The organism is Thiocapsa sp. (assembly GCF_018399035.1).
In the GTDB taxonomy this organism is placed as follows: domain Bacteria; phylum Pseudomonadota; class Gammaproteobacteria; order Chromatiales; family Chromatiaceae; genus Thiocapsa.
In genome coordinates this window covers 1,142,224-1,159,541 of record NZ_CP073760.1, presented here as the reverse complement: position 1 = coordinate 1,159,541, position 17,318 = coordinate 1,142,224, and the positions used below count along the sequence as shown (strand labels likewise).

The 17,318-nt window shown below is 63.9% G+C and carries 15 protein-coding genes; 10 read left to right on the top strand and 5 right to left on the bottom strand.

Features of this window, described 5'->3' with window-relative positions:
• Nucleotides 1-169: 169 nt before the first annotated feature.
• Nucleotides 170-991, bottom strand: a complete 822-nt coding sequence (gene dapD, locus KFB96_RS05285; RefSeq protein WP_213459599.1) for a 2,3,4,5-tetrahydropyridine-2,6-dicarboxylate N-succinyltransferase — start codon at nucleotides 989-991, stop codon at nucleotides 170-172.
• Between the two features lie 97 nt (nucleotides 992-1,088).
• Entirely contained in the window at nucleotides 1,089-2,309 is a 1,221-nt protein-coding gene (dapC, locus tag KFB96_RS05280) for a succinyldiaminopimelate transaminase (protein WP_213459597.1), read from the bottom strand.
• A 150-nt stretch (nucleotides 2,310-2,459) separates the two neighbouring features.
• On the opposite strand from dapC, the gene KFB96_RS05275 reads away from it, so the two are divergent.
• Entirely contained in the window at nucleotides 2,460-2,834 is a 375-nt protein-coding gene (locus tag KFB96_RS05275) for a VOC family protein (protein WP_213459595.1), read from the top strand.
• A gap of 97 nt (nucleotides 2,835-2,931) precedes the next feature.
• Here KFB96_RS05275 and KFB96_RS05270 read toward each other — a convergent pair whose 3' ends face one another.
• The 3 genes from KFB96_RS05270 to map all read right to left on the bottom strand — a co-directional run bounded on the left by KFB96_RS05270 (nucleotide 2,932) and on the right by map (nucleotide 6,957).
• Nucleotides 2,932-3,486: a hypothetical protein gene (locus KFB96_RS05270; protein ID WP_213459593.1), complete on the bottom strand. Its 555-nt coding sequence runs from the start codon at nucleotides 3,484-3,486 to the stop codon at nucleotides 2,932-2,934.
• Entirely contained in the window at nucleotides 3,473-6,070 is a 2,598-nt protein-coding gene (glnD, locus tag KFB96_RS05265; RefSeq protein WP_300971322.1) for a [protein-PII] uridylyltransferase, read from the bottom strand. The genes KFB96_RS05270 and glnD overlap by 14 nt, the downstream gene beginning before the upstream one ends.
• Nucleotides 6,071-6,135: 65 nt before the next feature.
• The gene (map, locus tag KFB96_RS05260) at nucleotides 6,136-6,957 is read right to left on the bottom strand and encodes a type I methionyl aminopeptidase (RefSeq protein WP_213459589.1); all 822 of its coding nucleotides are present in this window, start codon (nucleotides 6,955-6,957) and stop codon (nucleotides 6,136-6,138) included.
• 349 nt (nucleotides 6,958-7,306) lie between these two features.
• Between map and rpsB the strand changes: the two genes are divergently transcribed.
• The 9 genes from rpsB (at nucleotide 7,307) to bamA (ending at nucleotide 17,307) form a co-directional block, all read left to right on the top strand.
• Complete coding sequence (rpsB, locus tag KFB96_RS05255; protein ID WP_213459914.1) at nucleotides 7,307-8,062, top strand: 30S ribosomal protein S2; 756 nt, start codon at nucleotides 7,307-7,309, stop codon at nucleotides 8,060-8,062.
• A 136-nt stretch (nucleotides 8,063-8,198) separates the two neighbouring features.
• The gene (gene tsf, locus KFB96_RS05250) at nucleotides 8,199-9,086 is read left to right on the top strand and encodes a translation elongation factor Ts (RefSeq protein WP_213459587.1); all 888 of its coding nucleotides are present in this window, start codon (nucleotides 8,199-8,201) and stop codon (nucleotides 9,084-9,086) included.
• A gap of 126 nt (nucleotides 9,087-9,212) precedes the next feature.
• Nucleotides 9,213-9,935 (top strand): UMP kinase, encoded by a 723-nt coding sequence (gene pyrH, locus KFB96_RS05245; protein WP_213459585.1) that lies wholly within the window; start codon nucleotides 9,213-9,215, stop codon nucleotides 9,933-9,935.
• 1 nt (nucleotide 9,936) lies between these two features.
• Nucleotides 9,937-10,494, top strand: coding sequence for a ribosome recycling factor (frr, locus tag KFB96_RS05240; protein ID WP_213459583.1), 558 nt, complete (start codon nucleotides 9,937-9,939; stop codon nucleotides 10,492-10,494).
• 58 nt (nucleotides 10,495-10,552) lie between these two features.
• A complete protein-coding gene (gene uppS / locus KFB96_RS05235) occupies nucleotides 10,553-11,314 on the top strand; it encodes a polyprenyl diphosphate synthase (protein ID WP_213459581.1) in 762 nt (253 codons plus the stop codon).
• Entirely contained in the window at nucleotides 11,301-12,155 is an 855-nt protein-coding gene (locus tag KFB96_RS05230; protein WP_213459579.1) for a phosphatidate cytidylyltransferase, read from the top strand. The genes uppS and KFB96_RS05230 overlap by 14 nt, the downstream gene beginning before the upstream one ends.
• Nucleotides 12,152-13,339 (top strand): 1-deoxy-D-xylulose-5-phosphate reductoisomerase, encoded by a 1,188-nt coding sequence (ispC, locus tag KFB96_RS05225; protein ID WP_213459577.1) that lies wholly within the window; start codon nucleotides 12,152-12,154, stop codon nucleotides 13,337-13,339. Before KFB96_RS05230 ends, ispC begins: the two co-directional genes overlap by 4 nt.
• A 190-nt stretch (nucleotides 13,340-13,529) precedes the next feature.
• Entirely contained in the window at nucleotides 13,530-14,894 is a 1,365-nt protein-coding gene (gene rseP, locus KFB96_RS05220) for an RIP metalloprotease RseP (protein ID WP_213459575.1), read from the top strand.
• 133 nt (nucleotides 14,895-15,027) lie between these two features.
• Nucleotides 15,028-17,307, top strand: coding sequence for an outer membrane protein assembly factor BamA (bamA, locus tag KFB96_RS05215; protein WP_300971321.1), 2,280 nt, complete (start codon nucleotides 15,028-15,030; stop codon nucleotides 17,305-17,307).
• Nucleotides 17,308-17,318: the final 11 nt, after the last annotated feature.

Genomic DNA, 17,318 nt, shown 5'->3' with positions numbered 1-17,318 from the left:
TATGCGTCATTTGGTGGATGGCTTGGCCGCGCCGGCTCCGACGACTGTCGGAGCCGGCGCGGTTTAAAGTATTAAAAATCTTAAATTCTAAACCGCGTCTCACTGGGATCAAGGATATCTCCGAAGCTAAACGAACAATGAAAACGACGCATGTCGCTCTGGACGCGGTTTAGATGTCCCGAAGCAGCTCGTTGATGCCGACCTTTCCGCGGGTCTTCTCGTCGACCTGCTTGATGATGACGGCGCAGTAGAGGCTGTGACTTCCGTCCTTGGCCGGGAGACTGCCGGGGACGACGACGGCGCCGGGCGGGACGCGGCCGTAAAGGATCTCGCCGGTCTCGCGGTTGTAGATCTTGGTGCTCTGACCGATGTAGACGCCCATCGACAGCACGGCACCCTCGCCGACGATCACGCCTTCGACGACCTCCGAGCGTGCGCCGATGAAGCAGTTGTCCTCGATGATGGTCGGCGCGGCCTGCACGGGCTCGAGCACACCGCCGATCCCGACGCCGCCGGAGAGATGCACGTTCTTGCCGATCTGCGCACAGGAGCCGACGGTCGCCCAGGTGTCGACCATGGTGCCCGAGTCGACATAGGCGCCGATGTTGACGTAGGAGGGCATGAGCACGCAGCTCGGCGCGATGTAGGCGCCTTTGCGCGCGGTCGCCGGCGGCACGACACGAACCCCGCCGTCGCGGAACTCGCGCGAGTTGGTGTCCGCGAACTTGGACTGAACCTTGTCGTAGTAGTTGGTGAAACCGCCCTTGATGAAGGCGTTGTCCTCGATCCGGAACGACAGCAGGACCGCCTTCTTGAGCCATTCGTGGACGACCCAATCGCCGTCGCGCTTCTCGGCGACCCGCAGCTCGCCGCGATCGAGCCGCTCGATGGTGTCCTGAACGGCGTCGCGCACGCGGGTTTCGACCGTGCGCGGGGTGATCTCGGCGCGTCGCTCGAAGGCCTCTTCAATGATGGATTGCTGGTCGCTCATGGGGTGTTCTCTGTTGTCGTGTTGAAGACCTCGGCGAACGCAGGTCTCGGGAATGTGAATCGCAAAGGCGCGAAAGGCTCAATCAAAGACACGGCCATCAGATCCACTCCAGGCAGCGTCGTATCCGATGCGCGGCGTCCACGCACTCGTCGAGCGGAGGGACCAAGGCAAGCCGGATGCGGTTCATTCCGGGGTCGGCCCCGTCGACCACGCGGGACAGGAAGCGGCCGGGAAGCACGGTCAGGTTCTCCTCGGCGAAGAGGCGCGCGGCGAAGTCGGTGTCCGGGATCGGTGTCTCGGGCCACAGGTAGAAGCCGGCCTTCGGCGGCGCAAGCGCAAGTGCGTCGCCGAGGATCTCCAGGACCGCGTCGAACTTCTCGCGATACAGCCGTCGATTCTCGCGCACATGGGTCTCGTCGCTCCAGGCCGCGATGCTCGCCTGCTGGTGGGGCAGGGGCATGGCGCAGCCGTGATAGGTCCGGTAGGCGAAGAAGCCGCGGATCAGCTCCGCATCGCCCGCAACGAATCCCGAGCGCAGACCCGGTGCGTTGGATCGCTTCGAGAGGCTATGGAAGACGATGCAGCGACTGAATGCGGTGTTGCCGATGGCGGCCGAGACCTGGAGCAACCCGAGCGGCGGGTCGGATTCGTCCAGATAGAGCTCGGAGTAGCATTCATCCGAGGCGATGACGAAGTCGTGCCGGTGCGCAAGCTCGATGAGCCGGGCATAGGTCGCCTGATCAAGCAGGGCGCCGGTCGGGTTGCCCGGCGAGCAGATGTAGAGCAGGCGGCAAGACCGCCAGGTCGCATCGTCAACTGCTTCGAAATCCGGGACGAAACCGTTCGCCGCCTCGCAGGCGAGATAGCGCGGCTGTGCACCGGCCAGAAAGGCAGCGCCCTCGTAGATCTGATAAAAGGGGTTAGGCATCAAGACCAGCGCGTCCTGCGAGCGATCGATCACGGCTTGGGCGAAGGCGAAGAGTGCCTCGCGGGTGCCGTTCACCGGCAGGATCTGCGTGTCCGGGTCGATGCCGAGCGCGCTCGTCCCCGTCGAGTCGGCCGACCCGAGCCTGAATCGCTTCGAGAGCCAGGCCGCGATCGTCTCGCGCAGGGCCGGGATGCCGCGCGTCGTCGGATAAACGGCGAGCTGATGCAGGTGTGCGATCAGCGCATCCGTGACGAGCGCCGGGGTCGGATGTTTCGGCTCCCCGATGGAGAGCGCGATGTGGTCGCGATCGGCCGGCGGAACGAGCCCGTGCTTGAGTGCTGCGAGTCGTTCAAAAGGGTAGGGCTGCAAGCGCCCGATATCCGGGTTCATCGGGTCATCCTGAGTTGGTGGTCTACACTGCATTTCCCCGCGGCCGTGGTCTGCGCCGAGGTCGGGTCCGTCTCGAAACGTCACATTTCACTCAGGACGCGGTTTAGTATAGGCGAACGTCCAAGCCGGCTCCATGCCGAGGGGGATCCGATGCCGCTGGTTCACTCCATCCATCATGTCAGTCTGATCGTCGCCGACACCGCGCGGGCGCTCGACTTCTATCACGGGGTTCTGGGTCTCGAGCGTGTCCCGGAGCGCCCGGATCTGTCGTTCCCCGGGGCCTGGCTTTGGGTGGGCGATCAGCAGATCCACCTGCTCGAGCTGCCGAATCCGGATCCGGTTGCGGGCCGTCCGGCACACGGCGGTCGAGACCGCCATCTCGCGATGCGGGTGAGCGGCCTGGACGAGATAACCGCGCGGCTCGAGGCCGCAGGTCTTCCTTATACCCTCAGTCGCTCCGGGCGGCCCGCGCTCTTCTGTCGCGATCCCGACGGCAATGCGCTCGAGCTGATCGAGGCCGGTTGATGCGCCGAGACCCATCCTCGAGCGCCCCCCGCTAAGGGTCGTGGATTCACTAAACTTCGAACTCACTCGAAAGTGAGCATCTCGCTCTGGACGCGGTTTAGTATCCCCGGAAATACCAATGGTTGTCCCAGCCGGGCGGCGCGTAGATCGGCGTGTCGCCCGGGGTGCCGGGTGTCGTCGGACCGCTGCCGAGCTCCGGCAGGGTGGGCATCCCGGTGACCCACGGCCAGGGTAGCGGAGGCTGTCCCGGACGGAGGCTGCGAAAAATCTCGAACTCCTGATCCATGCGTTCGAGACGCGCGGCGCGTCGTCGGCGCACATTCTCTTCCCACGCCTCCTGCTGGGCGGCCGCCCTCGGATTGGTGGCCCGTCGACGCGCCTCGTAGGCGTTTCGCGTCGCCTCCCGTCTGGCCTCCCATGCTTGTCGTTGGGCGCGCACCTCGTCGAGCCAGGGCGTCGGCGCGGTCCCCGGAGGTTGCTCGCCGAAGGTCTGACTGACCGGCTGGATGGGCACGACGAGGCTCTCGTCGGCTGCGATGGCGGCGGGGATCGACAGGAGTCCGACGAGCAGCGCGGCGGCGCCGAGTCTCGTGCCCTTGCAGTGTGTCGGCAAGCCGAGTCCGGCGACAGGGCGATGTTCAGCGCGTCCCATGGCCTTCCAACCGATCGTGGATCTCGCGTCGCAAGCAGGATAGGGCGGTCTCGCACGTGATGGGGGTTTCGTCGTCGTTGGTGATGAAGAAGACATCGTCGACCTCGGCGCCGACCGTGGCGATCTTGGCGTTCTGAAGACGGATGCCGCAATCCTGGAAGACCGCGCCGACCTCCGCGAGCAGGCCGGGGCGATCCAGGGTGGCGAGCCGCATGATGGTGCGGCGGTTCGGCTCGTCCGTGGAAAAGGTCACGCGCGTCTCCGTGGGGAAATACCGGTGGCGCCTCGGCATCGAGCGTGCGACTTGGATCTCTTCTCCGGCATCTTCGACGAGATCCGCGACCAGGCAGGATCGAATCTCGTCCATCCGCAATGGGTCATGGATCGGACTGCCGTCCTGGTCCAGCACCTGGTAGGTGTTGACCGCCATTCCGCCGTCTGTGGTCATGATGCGAGCATCCATGATGCTGAGACCGACCTGATCCAAGAGCGCGGTGATGCGTCCGAAGAGGTTGGCGCGATCGGTCGTGTAGATGAAGATCTCGGTCCCTCCGCGCGCCGTGACCGGGCGGATGACCACAAGCGGCAGCTGCTCGGGCTCGCACGCCAGGATCTGGCGTGTCTGCCAGGCGATCTCGTCGGGTGAGTTATGCAGGAACAGGTCCTGGCTGAACTTGTTCCAGAGCCGATTGCAGGCGGCGGGGTCTCCGCCGTAGCGCGCGACCAGGCGCCGAGCCTCGGTCCGTTTCTGCTGGATCAGCTCGTCCTGGGCTTGAGGATTCTCGAGTCCGCGCAGCAGCGCGCGGCGTGTCCCGTGATACAGCTCGCGCAGCAGGGCATCCTTCCAGCTGTTCCAGCGCTCGGGATTGGTCGCCCGGGCATCCGCCACCGTCAACAGATAGAGATAATCCAAGCGTGTCGTGTCGCCGACGACGGCGGCGAAGGCTTGGATGACCTCCGGATCGCTGATGTCCTTGCGCTGGGCCGTCATCGACATCAGCAGATGTTTCTCCACCAGCCAGCCGACGAGACGGCTGTCGAACTCGGGCAGCCCGTGGAGCCGACAGAAGACGCGGGCGTCGTCGGCACCGAGCAGCGAATGGTCCCCGCCGCGCCCCTTCGCGATGTCGTGGAAGAGACCGGCCAGATACAACAGCTCGAGCTTGGGGATGCGCCGGGCGATCGCGCTGCAGAGCGGGAATTCGTCGTCGTGCTTGGTGACGGTGAAGCGGCGCAGATTGCGCAGGAGCGACAGCGTGTGCTCGTCGACCGTGTAGACGTGCAGCAGGTCGTACTGCATGCGTCCGACGATGTTGGCGAACGCCGGGATGTAGGCGGCCAGCACGCCGTAACGGTTCATGCGGCGAATCGCATGGGTGAGTCCGCTCGGGTGACGCAAAATCTCCATGAAAAGACTGCGCGCGCGCAGATCGGCGCGGAAGTCATCGTCGATGCGGTGGCGGTTCTCGCGGATCAGCCGGATGGTACTGGCACGGACGCCCTCGAGCTGCGTGTGGACCTGAAGGACGTGAAAGATCTCGAGGAGGGCGATCGGGTAGCGCTGAAAAACGCTCGCCGAGGTCACCTCGAGATAGCCGCTGCGCGACTGGAAGCGCTTGTTGACCGGCACCGGGGGGCCGATGTCGTCATGCAGGAGGATCGCCTCGCGAAACAACTGCAGCAGCATCTCGTTGAGCCGATTGAGCTCCTGGACGGTGCGATAGTATTGCTGCATGAACTGCTCGACGGCGAGGTTGTTCGCCCCGTCTTCGAAGCCGAACCGGGTGGCGAGGGTCCGCTGGTACTCGAACAGGAGGCGGTCCTCGCGCCGCCCGGCGATGCGATGCAGCGCGAAGCGGATTCGCCACAGCAGTGTTTGCCCTTCGATCAGCGTGTCGTATTCGGATTCGGTCAAGAAGCCGTGACCCACCAGCTCATGCAAGGTCTCTGCGTTGAAGTGGCGCTTGGCGACCCAGCCGATCATCTGGATATCGCGCAAGCCGCCCGGGTTTTCCTTGATATTGGGCTCGAGGTTGTAGGCGGTGCCGCCGTATTTCTGCCACCGCGTGCGCTGCTCCCGGGTCTTGGCGGCGAAAAACTGCTCGCTGTCCCACATCCGCTCCGGGCTGACGACCTCACGCATCCGATAGCACAGCGCGCTGCTGCCGCGGATCAGGCGCGCCTCCATCATGTTGGTCATGACGGTCACGTCGTGCGCCGCCTCGCGTGCACACTCCTCGGAGGTTCGCACGCTGTGCCCGACCTCCAGGCCGATGTCCCAAAGACAGGTTACGAGCCCTTCCAGGGGCGCGGCAAGACGCGCGTCGGCATGGGCTTCGACGATGACCAGGATGTCGATGTCGGAGGCGGGCTGGAGCTCCTGCCGACCGTATCCGCCGACGGCGACCAAGGCGGCGTCCTCGGTCTCGCCGAGGTGGTGGTCCCAGACCTCGCGCAGGACGTCGTCGATGAGAAGACTGCGTTGCAGGACCAGGCTCCCGACCGGTACGCCTTGGTCGAAGTCTGCGAAGAGTCGGTCGCGCCCGGATCTGAGGCGCCGTTTCCAATCGGCGATCAGCGCCATAGGATCGGGCGCCGTCCTCGGCTCCACAGCCTCCTTCGGCGAGGCGTGCGGGCACGGTGCGGTGTTCATGGGCGGGCGAGGCTGTTGCGTACCGGCTCGGCGTCCTCGACGGGGAGCTCGTCGGTGCGCTCCTCGGCGCGCAAGGTCAGGATTTCATGCCCCTGCTCGGTGACGAGGACCGTGTGCTCCCACTGTGCCGACAGACTGCGATCCTTGGTCACAACCGTCCAGCCGTCCGGTAGCAGCTTGATGAAACGTTTGCCGGCATTCACCATCGGCTCCACGGTGAAGCACATCCCCGCCTTCAGGACCAAGCCCTCGCCTGGCTTGCCGTAGTGCAGGACTTGCGGCTCTTCGTGAAACGCCTGACCGATCCCGTGCCCGCAATATTCGCGCACCACCGAGCATCCCTGTGCTTCGACGAATTGCTGAATCGCGTGGCCGATGTCACCCAAGGTCGCACCGGGTCGCACCTTCGCGATGCCGAGCCGCATCGCCTGTTGTGTGACGCTGACAAGCCGACGCGCCAGGATGCTTGGCTCGCCCACGAAAAACATCTTGCTCGTATCGCCGTGATAGCCGTCCTTGATGACGGTGATGTCGATGTTGACGATATCGCCCTTCTTGAGGCGCTTGTTGCCCGGAATCCCGTGGCAGACCTGATGGTTGACGGAGGTGCAGATGGATCTGGGAAAGCCGCGGTAGTTCAAGGGTGCCGGGATGGCCCGCTGGACGCGCGTCATATAGTCGTGGCAAATGCGGTCGAGCTCGTCCGTCGTTGCGCCCGGGACGACATGCGGGGCGATCATGTCGAGAACGTCGGCCGCCAGCCGGCCTGCCACGCGCATCTTTTCGATCGCCTCAGGGGTCTTGATTGGCACACTCATGGCGTGCGTTGCTGAATCGACATCAGGTCCGGATCTCACAGAAAACCTTGAGGTAATTGCTCATAATGAACGCGCTATGGTATAAAACCCGGCGCGCTGCGGCAAATCGGCTGCTGTCGGGCTTTCGACGAGCCGAAGAGCTGCCGAGATCCTGCGTGCGATCGGCTGCATGCCCCGACAATGGGGGCTGAGCAACGCCGAATCGAGACCGGCCCCGATCCGCGGGCGCCGGACAATGTCCGCACACGCATCGACACAACCGGCCGGGTGCCTGCCGAACAGGTTGCCGTTTGGGATGCGTGGAGGCCCAACCCAGACCACAGGAAGCAAGACCTTGAGCGAAGTGACCATGCGCCAGATGTTGGAAGCGGGCGTCCATTTCGGACACCAGACCCGCTACTGGAACCCCAAGATGGGGGCCTTCATCTTCGGGCAACGCAACAAAATCCATATCGTGAACCTGGAAAAGACGCTGCCGCTCTACCAAGAGGCCGTCAATTTCATGGGTTCCTTGACGGCCAACGGCGGCCGTATCCTCTTCGTCGGCACCAAGCGTGCGGCACGCGATGCGATCCAGGAAGAGGCCCTGCGCTGCGGGATGCCCTTCGTCAATCATCGTTGGCTCGGCGGCATGCTGACCAACTTCAAGACCATTCGGCATTCGGTCAAGCGTCTCAAGGAGCTCGAGACGATGTTCGCCGAAGGGACGATCGAGCGCTTCAATAAGAAGGAAGCGCTGGGTCTCGCGCGCGAGCGTGCGAAGCTCGAGCAGAGCATCGGCGGTATCAAGGACATGGAGGGCCTCCCGGACGCCATGTTCGTGATCGATGTGGGCCACGAGAAGATCGCCGTCACCGAAGCCAACAAGCTCGGTATCCCGGTGGTGGGCGTGGTCGACACCAACAATGATCCGAGCAAGGTCGACTACGTGATCCCGGGCAACGACGACGCGATCCGCGCGGTGCGCCTCTACATCAGCGGCGCGGCGGATGCGATCCTCGACGGCCGCAACACGGCAGCCGCCATGGTCGGTCGCGGCGACACCTTCATCGACGCCCCTGTCGAGAGCGAGTCGGCGCCGAGCGCCGTTGCCGAAGTCGAGTAGAGCGGCTTCGCGACCCGAGCGCGCTCCGGATTTCGATCCGGGCGCGCCTACATGCTTCGTTCGCACCCGAGCCCTCGGGTGCGAACGCATCCAGTACAACCCGAAGTCGTCCCGCGAGGGACCGAGGAAGCAAACGATGGCGATTACAGCGGCATTGGTGAAAGAGCTCCGGGAGCGCACCGGCGCCGGCATGATGGAATGCAAGAAGGCGCTGGTGGAGTCCGACGGCGATATCGAAGCGGCGATCGAGGCGATGCGCAAGGCCGGTCAGGCGAAGGCTGCAAAAAAGTCCGGTCGCACGGCCGCCGAAGGCGTGGTCATGATCGAGATCGCACCGGGCGGCAAGCGTGGCGTCCTGGTCGAGATCAACTGCGAAACCGATTTCGTGGCGAAGGACACCAGTTTTCTAGGCTTTGCGCAGTCAACCGCCGCGACGGCGCTCGCCGGCGACATGGCCGATGCCGAGTCCCTGTCGGCGACGGCCCTTTGCGACGACCCGGCGAGCACCGTCGATCAAGCTCGCGAGGCACTGATCACGAAGATCGGCGAGAATGTCCAGGTGCGCCGCTTGGTGCGCTTCGACGCTGTCGAGGGCAGTCTCTACAGCTATCGTCACGGTGTGCGTATCGGCGTCGTGGTCGACATGAGCGGCGGCGACGAGGCGCTCGGGCGCGACATCGCGATGCACATCGCAGCGACCAACCCGCTGTGTCTCGGGGCCGACGAGGTTCCGCCCGAGACGCTCGCCAAAGAGCGCGAGATCTTCAAGGCGCAAGCGCTCGACAGCGGCAAACCCGAGGCGATCGTCGACAAGATGATCGAGGGGCGCGTGCGCAAGTATCTCGAAGAGGTGACCCTGCTCGGTCAGCCGTTCGTGAAGGATCCGGACACCTCCGTAGAGAAGCTCTTGAAGCAGGCGGGTGCGAAGGTCCACCGCTTCGCCCGAGTGGAGGTCGGCGAGGGTATCGAGAAGAAGGTCGAGAACTTCGCCGAAGAGGTGATGGCGCAGGTTCGCTCGACCTGATCCGCGCGACTCGATCCGCTCGATCCGGCGCGATCCAAACGCCCTCATCCAAACGACTGGCCCCCGGTGGTTGCGCGATTGACGCGCAGCCTTCTCCGACTCAACCCATGACGAGGTTCTCCCGCCATGACGGCCCCTCTTTATCGACGCATCCTGCTCAAGCTCAGCGGCGAGGCATTGGTCGGCTCCGAGGCTTACGGCATCGATCCGGAGGTTCTGGACCGCTTTGCCGGCGAGATCCGCGATCTCGCAGCGGTCGGTGTTCAGGTGGCGCTGGTCATCGGTGGCGGGAACATCTTCCGCGGAGCCGGTCTTGCGGCCAAGGGGATGGATCGCGTGACCGGCGATCAGATGGGGATGCTTGCAACCGTCATGAACGGGCTGGCGATGCAGGATGCGCTCGAGCGTCTGGGGGTCGCGGCGCGCGTGATGTCGGCCCTGAAGATCAATCAGGTCTGCGAGGATTACATCCGGCGGCGCGCCATGCGGCATCTCGACAAGGGTCGCGTGGTCGTCTTTGCCGCCGGGACCGGCAACCCGTTTTTTACGACCGATTCGGCCGCCAGCCTGCGTGCGATCGAGGTCGGTGCGGACGTGCTGATCAAGGCCACCAAGGTCGACGGCATCTACTCGGCCGATCCGATGATCGATCCGGGGGCGACCTTCTACCCCCGCATCAGTTATGATCGTGCGCTTCGTGAAGGACTGCAGGTCATGGATACGACGGCCATCGTGCTGTGTCGTGACCACGGCATGCCACTACGTGTAATGAATATCAACGAGCCCGGTGCGCTCTTGCGGTTGATCCGCGGTGAAGACGTCGGCTCGTTGGTCGTGAGCGGGAACTAACATGATCGACGACATCAAGAAGGACGCTGCGGAGCGCATGGCCAAGAGCGTCGATGCACTGAGCCACGAGCTGGCCAAGATCCGAACAGGCCGGGCGCATCCCTCCCTGTTGGACCATGTGATGGTCTCCTACTACGGTTCCGAAATGCCGATCCGGCAGGTCGCCAACGTGAGCGCCGAGGACGCGCGAACGCTTGCCGTGACCCCGTGGGAGCGAAACATGGTGCAGGCCGTCGAGAAGGCCATCATGCAATCGGACCTCGGGCTCAACCCCAACACCGCCGGGACCGTCATTCGTGTCCCCATGCCGGCGCTGACCGAAGAGCGGCGACGCGATCTCATCAAGGTCGCCCGCAACGAGGCCGAGCAGGCGCGGGTGGCCGTGCGCAACATTCGCCGCGATGCCAACCATGACCTGAAGGAGCTCGTGAAGGACAAGATGATCTCCGAGGACGACGAGCACCGGGGTCAGGAGCTGGTTCAGAAGTTGACCGATCAGTACATCAAGGATGTGGATGCGGTCTTGGCGGAGAAAGAAGCGGACTTGATGTCGATCTGAGGCGGGGCGGGCGATCCCGACAACGACCACCGTGGATATTGCAACGCCCGCAGTCGCAATGAGCGATCCGGATCCATCCGTGCCTCGGCATGTCGCCATCATCATGGACGGCAACGGCCGCTGGGCCAAGCAGCGCGATCGTCCCCGCACGGCAGGTCATCGGGAGGGCGTGAAAAGCGTCCGCGCCATCGTGGAGGAGAGTGTGCGCCGCGGCGTCGGAACCCTGACCCTCTTCGCCTTCAGCAGCGAGAATTGGCAGCGGCCGCGCTCGGAGGTCAACATTCTCATGGAGCTTTTCATGAGCGCGTTGCGCGGTGAGGTGCGCCGCCTGAACGAGAACGATGTTCGGTTGCGCATCATCGGCGAGCGCGGGGCCTTCCCCGACAAGCTGCAGCGGCGGATCGCCGAGGCCGAAGCGTTGACCGCCGGCAACGCGGCCCTGAATCTCCAAGTGGCGGCAAACTACGGCGGGCGCTGGGATATTACGAGCGCCGCCCGGCGGCTCGTGGCGGATGCGCTGAGCGGGGCACTCGATCCGGATGCGATCGACGAGCAGGCCATCGCGAGCCGCCTGTCGTTTCCGGATCTCCCGGAACCGGACTTCTTCATTCGCACCGGCGGGGAGCAGCGTCTGAGCAATTTCGTGCTGTGGCAGTCCGCGTATGCCGAGCTGTATTTCACCGACCTCCTGTGGCCCGACTTCGACGCGGCCGCGTATGGTCGCGCGCTCGAGAATTACGCGCGTCGGCAACGGCGTTTCGGGCGGACCGGCGAGCAGGTCGAGAGGCAGGCGCCGATGAGTGCTTATGGACGGGGTTGAGGTCTTGCCCGCATCCAACGCACTGAAGCGGCGGGCCATCACGGCACTCGCGTTGGTGCCGCTCGTGATCGCTGCCGTCCTCTGGCTGCCGACGCCTGCCTTCGCACTCGTCTTGGCCGGGGTCTTGATGTTGGCGGCCGTCGAATGGTGCACGCTGGCCGGATTGACGCGGCCCTTTCCGCGCATCCTCTATTCGACGGCCATCCTAGCCGCGATGGCGATCCTCTGGATCTGGCCGCAGGCTCAGCCTTGGTTCTTCGGTCTGAGTGCCCTCTGGTGGACGGGTCAGGCGATTGCCCTGCCGCGGATCAAGGAGATCCCGAGGGTCGAGGGCGTACAGTGGTCCCTGCTCGCCGCCGGTTTTCTCGTTCTGGTCGGCCCTTGGGCGGCACTGATCTACCTGCATCGGCTTCCGAGCACGGGGCCGGCACTTGTCATCTTCCTGCTCTTTCTGATGTGGACGGCCGATTCCATGGCCTATTTCGTCGGTCGTGCCTGGGGCAGTGGCCGCGCAAAGCTTGCGCCTGCGTTGAGTCCGGGCAAGACGCGGGTCGGCGTCTACGGGGCGCTGGTCGGGGCCGTCGTCTGCGGTCTGACCTTCGCGTGGATCCTGTCCGCAACCGCGACGGCAACCCTCCTGATCCTGATGGTCTGCGGCGTGTCGGTCGTGATCTCGATCGTCGGCGATCTCTACGAGAGTCTCCTCAAGCGTCGCCGCGGTCTGAAGGACTCGAGTCATCTCTTGCCGGGGCACGGCGGTATGCTTGACCGGATCGACAGCCTGACGGCAGCCGCACCCGTATTTGCCCTGGGTATCACCTTGATTGGAGTGACGACGTGATCGGCGTAACTGTCCTTGGCTCGACCGGCTCGGTCGGCGTAAGCACCCTCGATGTCGTCGCGCGTCATCCCGAGCGGTTTCGCGCGGTCGCCTTGACGGCGCATCGCGACAGCGAGCGCATGGCCGAGCAATGCCGGCGCCACCGGCCGCAGATCGCGGTGATGGTCGAGGAGGCGGCGGCGCGGCGTTTGCGCGAGCTGCTCTCGGACATGCCGGGGCGCCCGGAGATCCTCTCGGGTGTAGAGGGTCTCGAGCAGGTGGCGACCATGCCCGAGACCCAGTACGTCATGGCGGCGATCGTCGGTGCGGCGGGTCTGCCGCCGACGCTGGCCGCCGCCCGCGCCGGCAAGCGCCTGCTGCTCGCCAACAAGGAGTCGCTGGTGGTGGCCGGCGCCTTGCTCATGCGTGCCGTGGAGGAGAGCGGCGCGGAGCTGCTGCCCATCGACAGCGAGCACAACGCCATCTTCCAATGTTTACCGCCGAACTTCTGCGAGGGCCTGCCCTCGGTCGGGGTGGAGCGCATCCTCTTGACCGCCTCCGGTGGTCCGCTGCGCGATTGGCCGATCGAGCGACTCGCGTCGGTGACCCCCGAGCAAGCCTGTGCACACCCGACTTGGGTGATGGGCCGCAAGATCTCGGTCGACTCGGCCACCATGATGAACAAGGGCCTGGAGGTCATCGAGGCATGCTGGCTGTTCGGGACCGACACGGATCGCATCCAGGTCGTCGTCCACCCGCAGAGCGTGATCCACTCCTTGGTTCAATACCAAGACGGCTCCGTGCTCGCCCAGCTCGGCAATCCCGATATGCGCACCCCGATCGCCCATGCGCTGGGTTGGCCGGTGCGCCTGGATGCCGGCGTTGCGCCCCTGGATCTCTTCAAGGTCGGTCAGCTGAATTTCGAAGAGCCGGATCTTGCACGCTTCCCCTGCCTCGGGCTGGCCTTCAAGGCTGCGCGTCAAGGCGGCACCGCGCCGGCGATCCTGAACGCGGCCAACGAGATCGCGGTCGCCGCCTTTCTCGACCGACGGATCGATCTTCCCGGGATTGCCGCCGTCGTGGAGGACACGCTCGGGTCTCTTCCGAACGAGGACGTCGCGGGCCAGGATCTCGCGTTCCTCCTGGACGTGGATCGGCGGGCACGCGAACGCGCGGAACATCTGGTCCGGTCGCGGGTTATTTAAACCGCGTCCGGATCGGCATTCAGTGGTCGTGCAAAAAAAAGCGGCCCGTTCTCCCCACTGACGTCGTCGCCGACGCGGTTTAAATAAGATTTAAAATTAAAGACTTAAATCGCGTCACTCCGATCGCCGTTGATGGCCGGAGCCGTTGCCCGCAACTCCTTCCTCATTCGCCACTCCGGACGCGATTTAAATGGACATCCTCTTTACGATCGGCTCTTTCGTCGTCGCGCTCGCGATCCTCATCGCCGTGCACGAGCTCGGGCACTTTTGGGTCGCCAGACGCTTGGGCGTGAAGGTGCTGCGCTTCTCGATCGGTTTCGGTCGGCCCTTGCTGCGCGTTCAGCGTCATCCCGATGCGACCGAGTATGTCCTCGCGCTCATCCCCCTCGGTGGCTACGTCAAGATGCTCGACGAGCGCGAAGAGGAGGTCCCGGCGGCACAGGCGCATCTTGCCTTCAACCGCCAAGCGCTTTGGAAGCGCTCCGCGATCGTCGTCGCCGGCCCTCTGTTCAACTTTCTTTTCGCGATCTTCGCCTACTGGGCCATTTTTATGTCCGGCGATTCCGGCTTGAGGCCGATTGTCGGCGTCGTCGAGCCCCAATCGATCGCTGCCGCGGCCGGTTTTCAATCCGGCGACGAGTTGATCCGGGTCGGCGACCGCGAGGCGGGGAGTTGGGAGACGGCCCTGATCGCGTTTGTGGGGAAATCGCTCGACGGGCGAGAGCTGGCGGTTCAGGTGCGCGACGCCTCGGGTTTCGAGATGACGCGTTGGATCCCCTCCGACGCGGTGCGGAGTCTCGCCGAAGAGCCGGACCTCCTCGGACGCCTGGGCCTTTCTCCCAAGCGTCCGACCTTGCCCGCCGTGATCGGCGAGCTCGTCCCCGGCGAAGCGGCCGAGGACTCCGGATTGCAGACCGGCGATCGTATCTTGTCTGCCGCTGGCCGCTCGATCGAAGGTTGGCAGGACTGGGTCGGCTTGGTGCAGGAGCATCCGGACAAGACCTTGGCTGTCGAAATCGAGCGCGCCGACGGCGAGCGCCTTACCTTGAGCATGACGCCGCGATCGACGCAGGTCGAGGAGAAGACCATCGGTCGGATCGGGGCCGGTGTGCTGGTTCCGGAGGGTCTGATGGACGACTACAGCGTCAAGGTCCGCTATGGTCCCGTCGAATCACTTGATCGGGCCGTCTCAAAGACCGTCGACATGAGCGTCATGACCTTGCGGGTCGTCGGGCGCATGTTGATCGGCCAGGCCTCGGTGGAAAATCTCAGCGGTCCCATCACGATCGCCGAGACGGCCGGGCGAACCGCGAGCTATGGATTGGAATCCTTCGTGAAATTCCTTGCAATCGTGAGCATCAGCCTCGGCATCCTGAACCTCCTGCCGGTGCCGATACTCGACGGTGGGCACCTGTTGTATTTTTTCATCGAGTGGGTCAAGGGCAGTCCGCTCTCCGAGGAGGCACAGATGCAGGGCCAAAAGATCGGCCTTGTTCTCCTGGCCGCCCTCATGTCGCTGGCCTTCTACTTGGATTTCGCTCGGCTATTGGGCTAGGCGTGGCGAATCCCTTATACTTGCGACCCTGAAACGCCGACTGCGCCGCAGACTTCGGCTTGATCGAGGGGACCCTGTCTTGCGCGCGATACCTCTGATGCTCCGTTGCTGCGCACGTCGGCAGCTCGCTCTGATGACCCTCCTGCTGGCGATCAACATGCCGGTCGCGGCCGAGGTGTTCCAGATCGCCGACATCCGCGTGGAGGGCCTGCAGCGGATCGCACCCGGCACTGTCTTCAACTATCTTCCGGTGCAGGTCGGAGATACGGTCGGAGACGGCGTCACCGGCGGGATCATTCGCTCGCTCTACCAAACCGGCTTCTTCGACGACGTGCGCGTCGAGCGCGAGGGCAATGTCCTCGTTCTTTGGGTCCGCGAGCGACCGGCGATCGCCTCGATCGACATCACCGGCAATCGCGATATCGACACCAAGGCGTTGACGGCTGCCTTGTCGGATATCGGGCTCAGGGAGGGACGCGTCTTCGATCGCTCGGTCCTCGATCGGATCGAGCAGGAGCTCGAGCGGCAGTATTTCTCCCGCGGCAAATACGGCGTGCTGATTCAGTCGACGGTCTCGCCGCTCGAACGAAACCGCGTCGCGGTTCGCATCGAGATCACCGAGGGGCTGACGGCGCGGATCAAGCAGATCACCATCATCGGCAACGAAGCTTTCCCCGAAAAGGAGCTGCTCAAGCGCTTCGAGCTCGGCACGACCGGCTGGACCTCGTTCTATTCCAAGAACGATCAGTATTCCAAGCAGAAGCTCGCCGGTGATCTGGAGGCGCTGCGTTCCTTCTATCTGGATCGCGGTTTTATTCGTTTCGACATCACCTCGACGCAAGTCTCCATCAGCGCCGACAAGAAAGAGATCTATATCACCGTCGTCATCGACGAGGGTGAACCCTACCGGATCGGCGACATCAAGCTTGCGGGCGAGCCATCGATCCCGGCCGAGGAGCTGTTCCCTCTGATCCAGCTTGCGCGCGGCGACTATTTCTCGCGTCGTGCGACCACCGAAAGTGCGGAGCGGATCTCGAACCTGCTCGGCGATCGCGGCTATGCCTTCGCGAACGTCAACACCATCCCCGAGATCGACGAGGAGGCGCGCACGGTGACGGTGACCTTCTTCGTGGATCCCGGACAGCGCGTCTACGTGCGTCGCGTCAACATGAAGGGCAATACCCGAACTCGCGACGAGGTTCTGCGCAGGGAGATGCGTCAGCTCGAGTCGGCCTGGTTCTCGGCCGAGCTGGTCCGCAAGTCGCGTGAGCGGCTCCAGCGTTTGGGCTACTTCGAGGATGTCACCATCGAGACGCCCGCCGTACCCGGTTCGGCCGACCAAGTCGATGTCGATGTGACGGTGACCGAGAAACCCGCGGGAAACCTTTCGGCGGGCGTCGGTTACTCCCAGTCGCAGGGGATCCTGTTCAACGCCAGCGTGACGCAGAACAATTTCCTGGGTACCGGTAAGCGTGTCTCGTTCGGAGTCAACACGAGTCAAGCGACCCAGCTCTATCAGATCGCCTACACCAACCCCTTCTATACCGTGGATGGTATCAGTCGAGGTTTCAACATCGCCTATCGCGAAACGAATTTCGACGAGCTGATCGGTGCGGACTACTCGACCGATGTCGGCGTGTTGGGCATGAACTTCGGTCTGCCCATCTCCGAGACCAGCCGCGCCGGTCTCGGTGTTCGCTATCAGTATACGAACTTCATCGCCGGCAACTTTTCCGAGCTGGCGCAACAGTTCGTCGAAGACAACGGCAATGTCTTCAATGACTTTATCCTGTCGGCAAGCTATACGAACGACAGCCGAGATACCGCGATCTTCCCGACCAAGGGCGGATTGCGCGTGCTCAGGGCAGACCTCTCCGTCCCCGGAAGCGATCTTCAATACTATAAGCTCACCTACCAGGAGCAGCTCTACGTCCCTCTGACCTCCCGGTTCGTGGTGTCCCTCAGTGGTGATGTCGGATACGGCGAGGGTTACGGCGAGACCGACGCGCTGCCTTTCTTCGAGAACTATTACGCCGGCGGTCCGCGGTCCGTGCGCGGTTTCGTCGCCAACTCGCTCGGCCCGCGCGAGATCGGCGACGACGATCCGGTCGGCGGTAACTTCAGGTTGGCCGGTAGCCTCGAGCTCTTTGCGCCGGCACCGGGAGGACCGCAGCTCAGCAAGACCCTGCGACTCGGGGCCTTCCTGGACTTCGGCAACGTGTGGGAGACCAACGGCTCGAATCTCATCGAGCCCACCGGTTTCGATATCGGCGCTCTGCGCTATTCGGCGGGCGTTTCGGCGACCTGGCTGTCGCCGATCGGTGCCCTTTCGATCAGTCTGGCGGCTCCGCTCAACGAAGAAGAGGGAGACGACACCCAGGTCTTCCAATTCGGTTTCGGACAGACCTTCTAAGGGAGTCGAAT